Source organism: Mediterranea massiliensis (assembly GCF_900128475.1).
GTDB classification, from domain to species: domain Bacteria; phylum Bacteroidota; class Bacteroidia; order Bacteroidales; family Bacteroidaceae; genus Bacteroides; species Bacteroides massiliensis_E.
In genome coordinates this window covers 172249-187060 of record NZ_LT635836.1, presented here as the reverse complement: position 1 = coordinate 187060, position 14812 = coordinate 172249, and the positions used below count along the sequence as shown (strand labels likewise).

Sequence of the window (14812 nt, the reverse complement as noted above, 5' to 3'; positions counted from 1 at the left end):
AATTACATTGCTATTGAGATTTCACTAAACGATTGATTAAGCCTGTTGCCGAACATCGTCAAATCCTTGTCGATTTTCTCGGTGGTAATCTTCGCATATCGCTGTGTCGTGGTAATGTTCGTATGCCCCAACACTCGGCTTACACTTTCAATGGGAACACCCTTGCTCAGAGCCAGCGTTGCGAACCCATGGCGAGTGCAGTGGAAGGAAATATCCTTTGAAATTCCACACTCTTTAATCATCTTTTTCAGAGGTTTACAGATGTTCCAATAGTTGAGATTTGGAAACACCAATTTATCCTCTTGGAATCTCTCGTAACGCTTGATTATCTGCAATGGAATATCAAGCAACTTCACTTGGAAATTGACCTTTGTTTTGTGTCGCTTGGATAGAATCCATTTCTCTCCGTTAATCTCTACAATATCATCGGTAGTCAGTTCTTTGATATCCACGAATGACAAGGCTGTGAAACTTGCAAACACGAACAAGTCTCGGATATAAGCTAATTTCTTATCCGCAAACTCATGTGTCATTACAGTCTTGATTTCATCTTCGGTCAAGTATTGTCGCTCCTTGATGTTCTGATTAACCCTATACTGAGCAAACGGATTTCTCTGTGTTAGTCCATTGTAATGCGCCTTAGAAACAATTGTTTTCAGCCACATACAATGCGACCACACACTGCCATTGTGTAGTCCGGCATCAGTAGAGAGATAGATTTCATACTCCTTGATAAAATCGGGAGTAAGCTCAAGCATGGAAATATCACTACGCTTGTAACATTTCTTAATGAATGCAGCTAAATGGTTTCTTGACCTTATGCGCACCTTGTAGGAACTTGCTGCACGGTCTATCCCGATACGCTTCTTGAAACTCTCGTTGTCTTTATCAAACGCCCCGAGCAATGTTTCATACTCAGTTCCTATTCCTTGATAGGCGTTACGTACCATTTCGGCAGTTACAAACGCTTCTCTATCAGAGATGCGCTGATAATGCTTGATGATTTGAGCCTTGATATTATCCAAAGCCAAATTGATGTCTCGTGCCTCCTTACTCTTACCTTTTGCACGATTGCCCTTGGCATCCCACATTGTTTTTGCAATGGTTAGTTTGCAACTGAATTGTGCCACCGAGCCATTGATTGTAACTCGTCCCATAATGGGGACAATACCGTTTTTCTCCTTGCTTCCGTTCACATAGAACAGCACCTTAAATGTACTTCGCATAATCTAATTCTTTTTTGGTTACAAAATTAGTTATCAGCGAGTTGTACATTGTTATGCAGAATATGGCAGAGAGTAGAAATAGACTCCAACGACCTATAACCTTACCTCGTTATCGGGTAATGATTTGAAAACCGTTCGCCCTCATTACCTTTCATTTCCTTGCACTTTGGCATTGGAGAGGCTTTCATCAAAAGTCCTCATAAGTCATTGAACACCAGTGCTGCCATCATTATTTTTCCTCATTCGTTAGATTTTTCCAGAGATAATGAATAACTTTGGGAATCATACTTCTGTTTATTTCACTCGTTTTTTTAGTATGTTGTATTTAAATTTTAGATAGATAGTTAATGTAATTCTGAGTAAATTACCCAATCTTAGATGATAAATTATTTTATAAATAGGTCTAGTGGATGGTAAATCTGTTGCGATAATCCTGTGTGCCTTTTTGTAATCCTCTAATAGAAGAAGATTTTCAAGAAGGCTTTGGTAGTTTTGATATAGTTTGTCTGTATAGCCATATTTTTTCAAGTCATTGCCATACCATTGAATATATAGTTCTGTAGCAATAGCTTTTCGAGTTATAATATCTTTACTTGTCCTGATGGTGGTGCGTGTTACACTGTCTTTACGACTTCTTTCTCGAATCGTTATAATTTTATTTGTGAATAAAATGTTTTGTGCTTCCCGATAGAACCTTAGGAAAAATACGCCTTCGTATATGCGAAGGTATTCATCAAAAGGAAGAGCTTGGAGTATATTGGTCTCTATTACATGGATGAAATCTCCTGACACTTTCCCTGTGAGAAAATCTTGATATGTAATGATCTGCTCTTCTTTGCCCTTCAACAAGGGATTCTTTTGATATGCATCTAACATATCATTGGGGGCAAATAGATAATGCCTGTATGATGGATGCGACTGAATGGTTGCGGCTATGTCCTTAATTGCTGTATCTGTGAAATAATCATCACTATCCAAAATAATGCAGTATTGACCGGTAGCATTTTTTATAGCTGTATTCCTGGCTGCATTTGTACCTTTATTTTGAGGAAATTTGATGAACTTAATGTGTCTATTATTGGAAATATAGGTACGGATATATTTTTCAGTTCGATCTGTAGAACCGTCATCTACAATGATATGTTCAATAGGAATTTCCCATTGCAAATTTCTTATGACGCTATCAATGCATCTGCAAATCGTATCTTCACGATTGAATATTGGGGTTATAATTGAGAATTTCATTGATGATAGTTGATTTTGAGTTCTTCTATGGCAGATGTCCCTTTCAGTATGATATGTTCAGGGTATTGTTGGAATTCTGTAGGATGTTCAGGTATTGGGTAGATTAAGTGTTTTCCGTGCAAGAAATATTCATTTAAAAGCGTCTCAGATACTCCTAATGATTTATTGTTCACTATTGTTTGAACCATGTTGATTGGGTAGCTCAAAAGATAGGGTTCGGTTCCTGTTTTACCCTTATTGAGTAGATTGTGTATGTATGTATAGTTATGAAGATGGGCTTCTAATGTAGATGGATTATTAAAAATAATGTTGTTTATCAATTTTAATATTAATTGTCTGCTGTAAATATGCCCATCAACAGAAAAACGGTATCCCCAATTATTAGATTTATCATAGTCCGAATAATTCCAGCTTATGATGTTGCGTATAGGGGATGGTAATTGTTTTTGCGGTGTATTGATGGATTGACCTAAACGTAAGGAAAAAGAATTTTGATTAGGATCTTGATTTATCCATTCTAATATATCATCGTTTATTTCAACTTCCCGGATAAATATGGAATCATCCGTAAGAAACATTATTTGTTTACAGGGACTATCCGTTATAATTTTAATTAGCAAATCTCTAAAATTGGATTTTTCATATCTACAATGTTTGTACTTTATGATTTTCTTGAGGTTGAATATTGATAGATAATTTTTGATTGGATAGTTTTTTCTACCTGATATTTCTTTAATGAATGTATATTGTGAATAGTTTTGCTGCAATATTTGATATCCCTTTTGAAAATCAGTATTACTGGTGTTGTATAAAACAATCAATTTATATTCTGTGTGAACCCAGTTTTTTTGTATACTAGCTAAAAGAGCATCAAGTTGAAGTGCCCGATTGAATGAAAAAATTATTATTTCAATCATTTTTTTGAAATATTATTAAGTGAATTTGTAATATCTTTTAACTTTATTCTTTTAATATTAAATTGTAAAAAACTTATTGGGATAATATAATTACCAATAGTTCGTTAACCATTAGCCTAGCCTAAGCGGCTTTGGCAGTAAATAAAATGAGTTCTTTGAAAAGTCTGTCAATTAAATGCGTGTCTGGTTCAATCCCAGACACGTGAATAAATCGTTCAAGCATGTAAGCATTGTGTATGACTGACTTGCATGATGATATGGAATATTTTATTCCCATCCTCTTACAGGCAGCCTTGGCAAGGTTTATCGCTGCAAGTGATGCATTAAAGTGAAATGCCAGTTTCCTGAAGTCTGTAGACTGACAGTTTGTTATTCCGGCATATTGCTTGGCATCACGAAAGCAAAATTCGAGTTGGAAACGTGTCCTGTAAAAGTCCAGAACATCCTGTGCGTTCTGTGTTTCGTCCGTAGAGAAATACAGCTGCCATTTGTCCGTTCTTCCATCCATAGGATACCATACAGCCAGGCTCACAAAGCGTTTGAGCGCTTTGGAGTATGCTTTCAGTCCGTAAAGTTTACCCTTGTTCACTTTGTACTCGGTACATCTTGTGATGTCCAGATTTTCAAAGTCAATTTTCTCGTCATGTAATTTTGGACGTCCGCGTTTTCCTGTCCTATTTTCTAAGGTGGGATAAAACAATACGGCATCATTCCTGAAACGGCTTATTACGTGGAAACCGTTATCGTACAATGGTTTGATGAAAGTTGCCTTTGAAAAGAACGCATCACATACGACTGTGCCAGAAATACGTTTCAGCTGTTCCTGTATGCTGATAAGGTAAGAGCTGTACCAGTCAACAAGATTCTTCTCACAGCTTTCCAGCGTTGCGTTGTCAGGTGTCTGTACAGAACCCAAAGTCATACATTCATGGTTGTCAACGTCTATAACTCCAATACCGGTTATTTCCAGTCCGCGTTTGTATTCACCGGCACAACCGGACCAGAAATAGCCAATCCATGGCGTTTTGCTGCCTGATTTTGGAATGAAAGACGGATCAACGGCTATCGCCTTACGACCACCTTTAAGGTGTTCTCTAATGATGGCTTCATTGAAGGAAAACCAGTCAAAGCCATCATTCTCAAAATTGTTTCGGTATGTCTGTTCTGAGAAACATCCATATCGTCCCATTTGTAGGAAATTGATGCGGTCAGGTATGGCCATGAACAATTTTATTGCATCCATGAATACTTTCTGGAAAGATTTGCTTATATTTACAACTGATTCGAGAGCATTCCTGCACTCGGATTGGTATTGCATAAGGAGTGATTCTTTGGTCATAATTAAAAGTGGTGAGATACTTCTAATTTACTAATAATCAACAAATTATGCAATACTTTCATGCTTTATTTTCAGCTATTTATCATATATTTTTCATCACTTTTCTTACCCCTTAACGATTCATTCTTGACAGTATTTCAATGATCTCTTTAATAATATTGAACTGGCTAACACCGATTCTATTATTTAATTAAATTTATCGGTAAAAATTTACCGAAGTATTGAATTACAGAACTTGGGATCAAATATATGGCAGAGAAAAATGAATATAAATAGTGGTAAGAAAGATGTAGACAATGAGTTATTTGTAGAGGCAATCAATATAAATGTACCAATTATACATGCTTTATTTAAGAATTTGTAGTGTTTGAAAAGTTGGGTAAATAAAACCATGTATAGGATTGTATAAATGCATAGGAATACGAATCCAAATGAGAATAAAAAGTCTATCTAAAAATTTTCGGTAGCTAAAATTCCTGTAGAATATAAAATCATTTGGATATGGTTATAATCAATACCCCATAAGAAATCTTCCAATTTAAAAAAATTAAAAATAGACCATGTATCTATTCTAACTTGAGCACTGCCTTCGTCAAGTAGGCCAAGTTCAAACAATCGACCTCCAATTTGTGTAGTCGTTATAACTATTATTAAAGCAAGAAATATGCATAAAGATAAAAATATAAGTATTTTTTTCTCTTTATGTTCTATAGTTTTATCTATGAATAATGTATAAAGAAAGTAGGTTGCAAAAATCATTGCATTCCCAACGATTGAACTTCTGGTGTTGAAACAAAGGATGGCCAAGTAGCCCAATACCCATAGGATGAGCTTTAAGCGTACCTTAATCTGTGAAAATAAAATGAAGGACATAATCGTAGAAACAATTAGGGCATTGCTTAATGGATGTCCTAAAAGTGCTGTACTCCTGAATCCGCCGATGTTTTGATTGGACAATTCCATGATGCCACCTGACCATCCAAATATGTTATGCCCAATAATACGTTCATGAATAGCCATTCCTGTTTCTGTGATGTAAAAAATGAAAAAGACTATTGAAAATTTCCGCCACAAAATCACGTTGATTTTATTTAACTTATAATTCAATTTAGGTATTGCGGCATAAATTATTGGAGCACCCAAAATTTGCAATACAGCCATTCTAGCCCCTTCTCCAGTGTCTACAATTAATTTGTGAAAAGAAAAAACACCTACAAGTAGAAGAATGCCGATTAGAGGCTTGTTGGAAAGCACTTCATTTCTTCTTATGACAATAAGTGGAATAGATATACCTATGATAAGTGCATGTATAAGTTTTATATCTATGCCAATATAGTTCAGCAAGTTGGGGGAAAGAAACAATGTAGCTGATAATAATATTATATAAATGTTGTTCATGGTGAAGAACAATGTAAGCACTCAATTTAAGGCATACCCCTTTGAAAGGGCACTTTTCAGTGCCCTAAACCGAGTTTCGTTAATTAATTAGCTTTGAATTTAACATTGGCTGGTAGCCAAAGTGATTTTGCCAGGAACCATGTTAACATAGTCCCTGCATCCGTTAAAGATATTTTTGAAAAAAGTGCCGATGAAGTTCCAGACAGAACTGCCATGAAGCTTTACCGTTCCTATTACACTATGATAAGTGGCAGCCATCTCAGCACCCGCATCACTGCCATAATGAAGTGAATTATTGCGTTGAGTAGTCAGCTTCCGGATGGTTCGCTCGGCAAGATTGTTGTCTATCGGGAGTTCGCCGTCATCCAGGTAAGCAAAGATCTTTTTCCAGAACCGGTTCAGATAATTAAGAGCCTCTGTATAATACTGACTTCTAAATTCTGAATCCTTCGACAGTTCACTATCCAACAGGCTGCGCAATTCTATCAGGTGTTCTTTCGTTTCCAGGCTCTGCCTTTCCCGTAGAGCCTCTCTTCCGGAGTAAGACCGGCTTCATCATAAACATGTTCTTTCGAAAAGAACCACTTTAAAAGGTTTGAGAAACGTTCGGCCATCGGTTCGCCTCCTTGATTACCGGCTTTAACGAACTTATTGTTCACATGAGACATACAAACCTGATGGATAGTATCTTTAAACCGAGCCGATTTCAACTCATTACCGATAAATACATAAGCATTGTACCCGTCGGACATGATACTCTTCAATTCCGCATCACCCAGGAAGTCGGTAAGTACCTCACGGCCGCGGGAGCCATTCTCATAGAAGAAAATGGCTGTTTTCTGAGCCTTGTTGACCAATACCCAGATATAACACTTCTTGTAGTGGTCATATTTGCGCACTTTACACCAGGTCTCATCGCAGTTCACAATCGAGTCCTTTTCCAAAGCAACAGACTTCAATACACGAACCAGTTCATCAAGGTATTTCTTGCCTTTCTTTAGCCAGTTGTGCAAGGTGTTTTTAGAAATGGTCATGCCCATATCTGTCAGCCATTGGTGAAGATGACCGAAGGTCACATTCTTTACATAAACTTCATAGGCTATGGCCTGCAGAAATTCAGGAGTGGCTTTAGTACCCTCGAATTTGGTTATTACCTCCGGATGACCTTCAGAGGGAAAATAACCCCACCTCGGCTTTTTGCCCGGCTCCGCATAATGAACCATCTCAAAACATTCTTCCGTAAGGAAAGTGCGGAAACTGAATACACGTACCATCCTTCTTTCAATGATACGTCCGGGAACCTTTGACAAATCAGAAGGATGCTCTATCGGTTCACCCGCTACTCCCATCGTTTTATATCCGTCGGGACGATTGCTCAGGTCACGTTCCTTTGGGGGAAGAGCCGCCTCATTCCGAGATTCGTTATTGGCTACAGAATCCGTACGGAGTGTATCGTCCGTGCCGTCATAATCATCTTTCTCCTTTTGTCGGTCAGAAGCGCTCTTTTTAGCTTTAGAGTTTATCCGTTGACGTCTGTCGCCAAAAAGTTCCTGATTGGCAAAATCAAGTTTTTCCTGAAGAGACTTTGCCTTACGTTCTGCCGATTTGCGAAGCTTACGCTCTTCCGATAACTGATTTTCCAAATTAGACAGTTTCGCCTGAAATAAGGCCATTTGTTCGTCATGAGATTTCTGATTTTTCATGAAATCCTCCAAGACAAGTTTCATCGCCTTGATGGTCAACCCATCCTCCTGATGTTGTTCCGCCAGGTACTGAATAAAACGGTCTTTTTGATCGTCTGCCATACCTTCACTATAATTTATAGGGTTCCGTGAGTAGGTTTCCCTACTCAACAACTCCCTTTTTGAGTCGATTATATGTTGCAGTTCGATCATCTTTAACACCTTGATTTACAGGTATAAAGGTAGCAAAATAATCGGAAAACAACAAGTAAATAAGTATATTAATTATCTGATTTTTAATACTTTAACTACTGGATTTTCCAGTATCAGAAGCACATCTTTCCAGTCAATCCGATAAACAGTGTCTGACCCATTTCGCTCCACTTTCATGAACTGATAACCTGCCACAAACTTCTTTTCGAACAGGCTGTATGAACGATTGTCAAATGAAAACATACGGACTATTCTTCGATTTCGAGACATGACAATAAAGACATCACCATCACACGGTTCCCTGTGAAGACGTTCACGAATGATAGACAACACACGGCTGTGCTTGCAACGCATATCGGTAAAGTCACGCACATAATAAAAATGATTCAGACCGGTAACACTCAGCATAAACCCTCCAGCTTCTCTACCATACGGACCAAATCCTGGTAGCTTAAATTCTTTTGGGACAAGTGTAATCCATTACTGATACGAATATCTATCCATATGCGGACAGGATAGTCAGTACTGCTTTTTGATACTGGTTTAGGTTGATCACCGGTCTTGTCTTTTTCCTCATGAGTAAGCCCAGGAGCACCATCAACTTGAACTTCAACTACTTTTTTGCGAGTATCCTTAAACCATTTTTGGAAAATGTTATAAGGAACTTTGTTCTTTAAACAAAACGATTGAAGAGATTCTCCATGAGGCAGAGCCTCGCTCTGGTACTGAAAGTAAAACCTTTCAAGATCTTCACTGCTATACATAATTCCATAAATTTTGCTTGGCAGCGAAGTTATCTATTTCAATTAATAGCCATTTTTTGACTGCTTACAAGAACAATATGTTACAGAAGTTTTTTAATTAGGTGTTTAATAGGTGATCCGATGAAACGTATTGCTTGAAAAATATTGAAATATGTACTTCCCAATGCTATTTGTAGTGCGGCAAGTATCATAGTGATGGATGGTGGATTGCATTTTAGTAATATTTTGTATTGTGTTATTGCTTCCTTTCGTTGATTGAGCATACTATGATTTGTAATGAGATCTTTTGCAAAACGGCATTCTGCGTCTTTAATTTCTGTAGGCTGTAATTGTAAATAATATTTTTTTGCCCAATTATGATAGTTGGTGATTCCGGCAATATTCCGTTGCGGGTTGCCACTGATTTTTCCTTGTTGATGTACAGTATAATTACTAAGAATTTCATTAACACACAAAGGTTTCAAACCTCCGCCGATAATTTTTAGCATCATAATGGAATCTTGTTTGCATGGTGTATCCTCAAACATTCCTACTTGCTCAAAAGAATATCGAGGAACAATCCATTGTGATGTAGCTGCAATACAACTAATCCTTAATAGTTGAGCTAAAGGATTTTTTTCTAATAGATTTATATGTTCTCCTAATTTATTCCCATCTATTGTTACGGATTGACTGTGATGGAAAATAATTCCAATGTTTTCATTTTTATGATTTATATAAGCTTTGACGCATTTTTCAATGCGCGTAGGGAAATAAGTATCATCATCGTCAAGGAAGGAAATTAACTCTCCTCGAGAGGCTTTTATGCCTTCGTTTCGGGCGAGACTTCCTCCTAAATTTGTCTTATTGGTAACAAGGATACACTGAGGATATCGTGAAACTATTGTTTTGACTTCTTTACGTATATTTTCTCTTAGAGCATTATCATCAACAATTATGATTTCTATCACTGCTGTCCGGAGAAACTTTACCACAATGTAAGCTGCCTAGGACCATCACCCTCCGGAACATTAGCAGTGAGGTCGGTTTGATTAAATATATCTTTGATGTCGCCTCTTTTGAAGAGAACTTGACCAATAGAATTTGAAATAGAATGAAGACTTGGGTTCAACATATAATGTTTCTTCGCAATGATAAGCAGAAGATAGTCACAGATAGCTATCCATATCTGTGTGTACACGGCGTTTTGGGTGGTTCCATAGAATGTCTTTATGTGCAGATGCTGCTTTATCCATTTGAAGAACAACTCAATTTGCCATCTTTCCCTGTACAACTCGGCAATGGTCAATGCCTCAAGTTTGAAGTTATTGGTGAGGAAACGGTAAACTGTATTTGTGCTGAAGTCTTCATATACAACAAGTCTAAGAGAATCAGGATACTTCTGAGAAGTAAGTGGCCCAGTCAATTTGATGGTTTCATCAGAGGAAAGTCCGGCAGATTGATCTACCTCTCTACTATCAATAACCTTATAAAGCATATTTCCTTTTGCTCTAGTTACAAAAAAGGCATTGTTAAGATGAAAATGCTGGTACAAGGAGTCAAACTTGACATATCCTTTGTCCATAAGATAGTAGGAGTTTGCTTCTACAGGTATCTTATCCATAATTTTGGAATCGTGAACCGCTCCTTCTGTCAGATGAACAAATGTCGGGATGGAACCCCTAAAATCCATCAAGGTATGCATCTTGATTGCTCCTCTCTCATGATGAAACTTAGCCCATGGACAAAGCTTCAGACACAGCTCAATAGTGCTGCTGTCAAAGGCATAGACCATTTCATCCAGGTCAAGTCTAAGTTTCTGTCCCTTATATGCTTCCTTTGCTTGTCGTATCAGAACTTGTGCAAAGTCCTGATAGATACGCCAATCCTTCTTTTCGTTCGCTTCGGCCAAGGTGGATTTGGGCATTACCTTGATACCAGAACGGTAAAGATCAGGAGAACAAAGGTTAAGTGTAGTCTCTATGTCTCTCAGCCCGGACCTGTCCGTGAACTGGGCAAAGCTCATTACCATGAACTGGTCACGGCAAGTGAATTTGATGGAGTGTCTGTCACCCTTATAGCGGTTGACGCACTTCTTAAATTCGTATGTGTTTATAAGAGACATAACCTGTGCAAATATTGTTTTTCCTTTGTTCATAGTTTGCAGAATTGGCTGTTTATACCTTCTTGCAAAACTATGATTTCTAATCGAAAAATTTTATTATCCTCGTAACCAGTTGAGTATTAATTAATAATAGCTGCTTTGGAGAATCTTCTCCGGACAGCAGTGAATCACTTTATCTAAAATCTCTATTGAAATGATCAACTATTCTACTTACATGAAGGCGAATCCGACCGACGAGTCGGCACCCTTGAAAGCGTATGCGAGAGTACAGATGACGGAACTGATGACGTTCGACAAGTTCGTGAAACACATTGCCGACCACAACGGGGTATATACCCGGGGGACGGTGAAAGGGGTGGTATCGGACATGTGCGAATGCCTCGTGGAGATGCTGCTCTCGGGACGGAAAGTGATGCTGGGCGACCTGGGCGACTTCTGGATCTCCATCAGTTCGGTGGGGGCCGACTCGCTCCAGGAATTCACTGCGCAGAACATCAAGGAAGTAAACATCGTATTCACACCGGGTGAGGATTTCCAGAATCTGGCGGGACGCGCCACGTTCAACCTCGTAAGCAGCCGCCTGGCACAACAGGCGACGCTGAAGGCGGAGAAGAGCGGACAGACGACCGTAGACCTGGAAGCGGCCAAGAACAAGAAGCCCTCGGGAGGCTCGCAGGGCGGCTCTACAACGACGGAGCCGGACGACAACCAGGAGGGTAATCCTTTATTGTAACCGCCAATCTGTTGTGAAGGATGGTACTGCTGATATTGTTTTACTTAAAAACCAAACGTATGAAACTGAATTGGAAAAAACTGCTGACTTATCTCGTCCGTTTTGTTGAACTGCTGCTGACCGGTGCCATCGGGGGTGCGGCAGGAGGTAACATGCTGGGATGATGAGACGCATTACACTGATCATCGTGCACTGCTCCGCCAACGGGGCGGGATGCACACTCCGCTGCAAGGACATCGACCGCTACCACCGATCGCTGGGCTGGACGGGCTGCGGGTATCACTACGTGATTCCCACAGACGGAACCGTGGAGACCGGACGGGAGGAGGAGCGCGTCGGAGCACATTGCAGAAACCACAACCGGCACAGTATCGGCGTGTGCTACATCGGCGGACTGGCTGCGGACGGCCGGACACCGACGGACACGCGCACACCCGAACAGCGGGCCGCGTTGAGGAAGTTGCTGGAGGCTCTGCACCGGAAGTATCCCGAAGCCCTGATTGTGGGGCACAGGGACCTGGACGCGCGGAAGGCGTGTCCGTGCTTCGATGCGGCGGCCGAGTATGCTGACTTGCAACCCTGATGAGGGGATGCGGGTAATCTGAAACATTTTTTCCCTTCCTCCTGTCTCTTGTAGTTCCGATTAAAGAAGCTGTATGAAGTCCGGCTCCACTTCGACGGACGCTGCCAGAACCGTGGGAAGCTCCACCAACAGACGCCTGACGCGCGAACCGCGGACGGAAAGCAGATGGCCTTCCATGCCGTCCAGCTGGCCGCCGATGATGCGGATGGGACGCCGGCGCATGTCCGAGGTGACCTCGTCCGGACGGTAATAGCGGGGAAACTCGGTGGCAGACACAGCCCGGATGAAACGTTCCATATCGGCCTGACGGACGGTCATGGGGACACGCCCTTTCTGGTACCGGTACTGGAAGGTGGGCACGCTGCCGACGATCGGGTCGAGGGTGCCGCGGGTGTCGAAAACGAAGAGAAGGTCCGGCAAAAAGGGAAGCAGACGGCGTTCCCTCTTACCGTGGCGGACCAGAATCCTGGTGACCATCGGGGTGAAGCAGCGGATGTTCCTCTCTTCCAGCATCCGGTAGGCGGGGAGCTTGGCGTTGCTCCGCTTGAGGTCGCGCATGACAAACCATTGGGGGGTATCGTCCATCTGTTCGGCTTGAGACAATTCTTCTAATCCTGCAAGTGGCTGTAAGGTGTACAGAAACAAGCAGTTACGTTACTGGCTGGCGTAAGTTCGCTACAATACCGTCGTTTCATTTTTCTCCGTATTGTACGGATGGGGCGGGCGCTGCATCAGTGCCTCTTCCGACACCCGGCTGATGACGGTCTCCTAAAATGAGACGGTCATCTCTCTGCTTCACCGTTGGTATACAGACGACGCAGATTTCACGGATAAACGCAGATTTTTTATATTTACACCTTATTTATATACATTCATCTGTGTTAATCTGTGTCATCTGTGGTTCCATACCTCTTCAGGACGGGGCGGTTTTGCAACAGAAAGCATGAATTAATCAATAAAATACTTGTAAAAGAAAATTTTTTTGTACTTTTGTCCCCCGAATGACCGTCTCATTTTAGGAGACATTCATTTTCCTTTCTGTAATTATTCTCATTTACAAATCTTTCAGAATGATGTGATTGGCCTTGTTGACCTCGCAAGACTGGATGGAGTCCAGGTAGATTTGTGTGGTGGTTTCGGAATCGTGGCCCAGCCCCTCGCTGATGACAGAAAGGGGAATGGACTTGCAGCGGGCGATGGTGGCCCAGCTGTGGCGGGTGTAGTAGAGCGACAAGGGGACGGAAAGACCGGCCAGACGGGCCAATGACTTGAGGTGGCGGTTGATTTTCAGCAGCTGGTTCTGGTATTGGCGGCGTTCGGTGCCGTCTTCTTTCCCGATGATGGGGAGCAGGTATTGGGTGGGATTGGGTTGCCGCTTGTCCAGGATGTCCTGCATCTGGCGGGTCCACTGCACGGTGAGCAGTTGCCCCGTCTTCTTCCGGCGGTAGGTGACATAACCGTTGAGCAGGTCCTTTTTGCGGAGATAGGCCATGTCGACAAACGACATGCCCCGCATGCAGAAACTGAAGATGAACATGTCGCGCGCAAAGTCGAGGCGGGGGAAGGCGGAAAGGTCGAGCTCCTTGAGACGCTTGACCTCGGCGAAGGAGATGCTCCGCTTGACCGTCTTGTCTATGCCGCAATAGACGTGCCTGAAGGGATGGCAGTCGGGGGTAAGCCCACGGGCGACGGCCATCCGATAGTTGGTGCGGAGGATGCGCATGTAGAAAGAGGTGGTGTTGCGCGACAGGCCGCGCCCGAGCAGGGTGGCTTCGTAAAGCTCCAGAAGGTCGGAGTCCATCTTGTCGAACGTGAGGTCCACGCCCTGCCGGAAGCTGATGAAGCTGTTAAGGGTGGAACGGTAGGTCTCGCTGGAACGGAGTTTGCCTACCTGCCTCTTGTGCAGGATTTGGGAGTGGATGAAGTTGAAGACACTGCAGGTGTTTTCCCCGGTAGGGACAGACGATTGGGGGGTGAGTCGGATTGAAGTCATATCATTCATTTGTTTTAGGGATGGCTACTGAACGGCCGCAAAAATGCGGACGAGGAGGATATTTGGCCTTTTTTCTTACATGAAAAGGAAAAAAATACTCAATAATGTGTTATGTAACATAAAAATAACTATCTTTGCACGCAAAATAAAAGCTGATTCCGCACAGGTGGAAGGCTTTTATGGCATGTCTAACTTAAATTTGAATGAAAATGTTGAAGGAAAAAGCTGGCGAAACTGCTGGAAAAATTTGGAACGCACTGAATGAAACGGAAGGCTTGACTGCTAAACAGATCAAGAAAGCAACAAAATTGATTGACAAGGACCTGTATCTGGGACTTGGCTGGTTATTGAGAGAAGACAAAATTTCTACTTCGGAAGTGGAAGGCGAACTGTTTGTGAAGCTGAACTAAGAAGAAATATTTATCTGACTATAAAAGGGATGCGTTGACCGGGAACCGCTGTCAACGCATTCTTTTTTTGTGGCGATGTGCATCGGGTAGAAGATTCGGATGATGCAGACAAGGTTAGGCAGATAGAGTAGGGGCGGGAGAAGACAGGACGCGGCTCGGGATAAAAAATATCTGAAACAAGTTTCAATATTTTGTTCTCCGCTCG

Annotated in this window: 14 protein-coding genes and 1 pseudogene; 3 read left to right on the top strand and 12 right to left on the bottom strand. The window is 41.5% G+C overall.

Going from position 1 to position 14812, the window contains the following annotated elements; genetic code table 11:
* Positions 1-2: 2 nt before the first annotated feature.
* The 10 genes and pseudogenes from BQ7483_RS05425 to BQ7483_RS05380 form a co-directional block, all read right to left on the bottom strand.
* Entirely contained in the window at positions 3-1229 is a 1227-nt protein-coding gene (locus BQ7483_RS05425; RefSeq protein WP_072545153.1) for a site-specific integrase, read from the bottom strand.
* Between the two features lie 291 nt (positions 1230-1520).
* Positions 1521-2471, bottom strand: a complete 951-nt coding sequence (locus BQ7483_RS05420) for a glycosyltransferase family 2 protein (RefSeq protein ID WP_072545152.1) — start codon at positions 2469-2471, stop codon at positions 1521-1523.
* Positions 2468-3388: a hypothetical protein gene (locus BQ7483_RS05415; RefSeq protein WP_072545151.1), complete on the bottom strand. Its 921-nt coding sequence runs from the start codon at positions 3386-3388 to the stop codon at positions 2468-2470. Before BQ7483_RS05415 ends, BQ7483_RS05420 begins: the two co-directional genes overlap by 4 nt.
* Before the next feature lie 121 nt (positions 3389-3509).
* On the bottom strand, positions 3510-4727 hold the full coding sequence (locus BQ7483_RS05410) for a transposase (protein ID WP_072544455.1): 1218 nt from the start codon (positions 4725-4727) through the stop codon (positions 3510-3512).
* Positions 4728-5177: 450 nt separating this feature from the next.
* The gene (locus BQ7483_RS05405) at positions 5178-6125 is read right to left on the bottom strand and encodes a hypothetical protein (RefSeq protein ID WP_139247544.1); all 948 of its coding nucleotides are present in this window, start codon (positions 6123-6125) and stop codon (positions 5178-5180) included.
* Positions 6126-6224: 99 nt separating this feature from the next.
* A pseudogene (gene tnpC / locus BQ7483_RS05400) lies at positions 6225-8020 on the bottom strand (IS66 family transposase).
* 72 nt (positions 8021-8092) lie between these two features.
* Complete coding sequence (gene tnpB, locus BQ7483_RS05395; protein WP_072545149.1) at positions 8093-8428, bottom strand: IS66 family insertion sequence element accessory protein TnpB; 336 nt, start codon at positions 8426-8428, stop codon at positions 8093-8095.
* A complete protein-coding gene (locus BQ7483_RS17870; protein ID WP_204246001.1) occupies positions 8422-8784 on the bottom strand; it encodes a hypothetical protein in 363 nt (120 codons plus the stop codon). Before BQ7483_RS17870 ends, tnpB begins: the two co-directional genes overlap by 7 nt.
* A gap of 80 nt (positions 8785-8864) precedes the next feature.
* Complete coding sequence (locus tag BQ7483_RS05385; protein WP_072545148.1) at positions 8865-9734, bottom strand: glycosyltransferase family 2 protein; 870 nt, start codon at positions 9732-9734, stop codon at positions 8865-8867.
* 17 nt (positions 9735-9751) lie between these two features.
* Positions 9752-10921, bottom strand: a complete 1170-nt coding sequence (locus tag BQ7483_RS05380; protein WP_072544383.1) for an IS4 family transposase — start codon at positions 10919-10921, stop codon at positions 9752-9754.
* Positions 10922-11081: 160 nt separating this feature from the next.
* Between BQ7483_RS05380 and BQ7483_RS05375 the strand changes: the two genes are divergently transcribed.
* Both BQ7483_RS05375 and BQ7483_RS05370 read left to right on the top strand, forming a co-directional pair.
* Positions 11082-11621, top strand: coding sequence for an HU family DNA-binding protein (locus tag BQ7483_RS05375; RefSeq protein WP_022020362.1), 540 nt, complete (start codon positions 11082-11084; stop codon positions 11619-11621).
* 163 nt (positions 11622-11784) lie between these two features.
* Positions 11785-12204: an N-acetylmuramoyl-L-alanine amidase gene (locus tag BQ7483_RS05370; RefSeq protein WP_072545440.1), complete on the top strand. Its 420-nt coding sequence runs from the start codon at positions 11785-11787 to the stop codon at positions 12202-12204.
* Between the two features lie 60 nt (positions 12205-12264).
* Here BQ7483_RS05370 and BQ7483_RS05365 read toward each other — a convergent pair whose 3' ends face one another.
* Together BQ7483_RS05365 and BQ7483_RS05360 are read right to left on the bottom strand one after the other, a co-directional pair.
* Complete coding sequence (locus tag BQ7483_RS05365; protein ID WP_139247570.1) at positions 12265-12789, bottom strand: UpxY family transcription antiterminator; 525 nt, start codon at positions 12787-12789, stop codon at positions 12265-12267.
* Between the two features lie 469 nt (positions 12790-13258).
* Positions 13259-14197 (bottom strand): tyrosine-type recombinase/integrase, encoded by a 939-nt coding sequence (locus BQ7483_RS05360; RefSeq protein ID WP_072545147.1) that lies wholly within the window; start codon positions 14195-14197, stop codon positions 13259-13261.
* A gap of 209 nt (positions 14198-14406) precedes the next feature.
* On the opposite strand from BQ7483_RS05360, the gene BQ7483_RS05355 reads away from it, so the two are divergent.
* On the top strand, positions 14407-14607 hold the full coding sequence (locus tag BQ7483_RS05355; RefSeq protein WP_022020357.1) for a winged helix-turn-helix domain-containing protein: 201 nt from the start codon (positions 14407-14409) through the stop codon (positions 14605-14607).
* Positions 14608-14812 lie beyond the last annotated feature (205 nt).

Coding starts and splice junctions, on each gene's coding strand:
- BQ7483_RS05420 (WP_072545152.1), bottom strand. CDS start 2,471: ATGAAATTCTCAATTATAACCCCAATATTCAATCGTGAAGATACGATT.
- BQ7483_RS05415 (WP_072545151.1), bottom strand. CDS start 3,388: ATGATTGAAATAATAATTTTTTCATTCAATCGGGCACTTCAACTTGAT.
- BQ7483_RS05410 (WP_072544455.1), bottom strand. CDS start 4,727: ATGACCAAAGAATCACTCCTTATGCAATACCAATCCGAGTGCAGGAAT.
- BQ7483_RS05405 (WP_139247544.1), bottom strand. CDS start 6,125: ATGAACAACATTTATATAATATTATTATCAGCTACATTGTTTCTTTCC.
- tnpB (WP_072545149.1), bottom strand. CDS start 8,428: ATGCTGAGTGTTACCGGTCTGAATCATTTTTATTATGTGCGTGACTTT.
- BQ7483_RS17870 (WP_204246001.1), bottom strand. CDS start 8,784: ATGTATAGCAGTGAAGATCTTGAAAGGTTTTACTTTCAGTACCAGAGC.
- BQ7483_RS05380 (WP_072544383.1), bottom strand. CDS start 10,921: ATGAACAAAGGAAAAACAATATTTGCACAGGTTATGTCTCTTATAAAC.
- BQ7483_RS05375 (WP_022020362.1), top strand. CDS start 11,082: ATGATCAACTATTCTACTTACATGAAGGCGAATCCGACCGACGAGTCG.
- BQ7483_RS05370 (WP_072545440.1), top strand. CDS start 11,785: ATGAGACGCATTACACTGATCATCGTGCACTGCTCCGCCAACGGGGCG.
- BQ7483_RS05365 (WP_139247570.1), bottom strand. CDS start 12,789: ATGGACGATACCCCCCAATGGTTTGTCATGCGCGACCTCAAGCGGAGC.
- BQ7483_RS05360 (WP_072545147.1), bottom strand. CDS start 14,197: ATGACTTCAATCCGACTCACCCCCCAATCGTCTGTCCCTACCGGGGAA.
- BQ7483_RS05355 (WP_022020357.1), top strand. CDS start 14,407: ATGTTGAAGGAAAAAGCTGGCGAAACTGCTGGAAAAATTTGGAACGCA.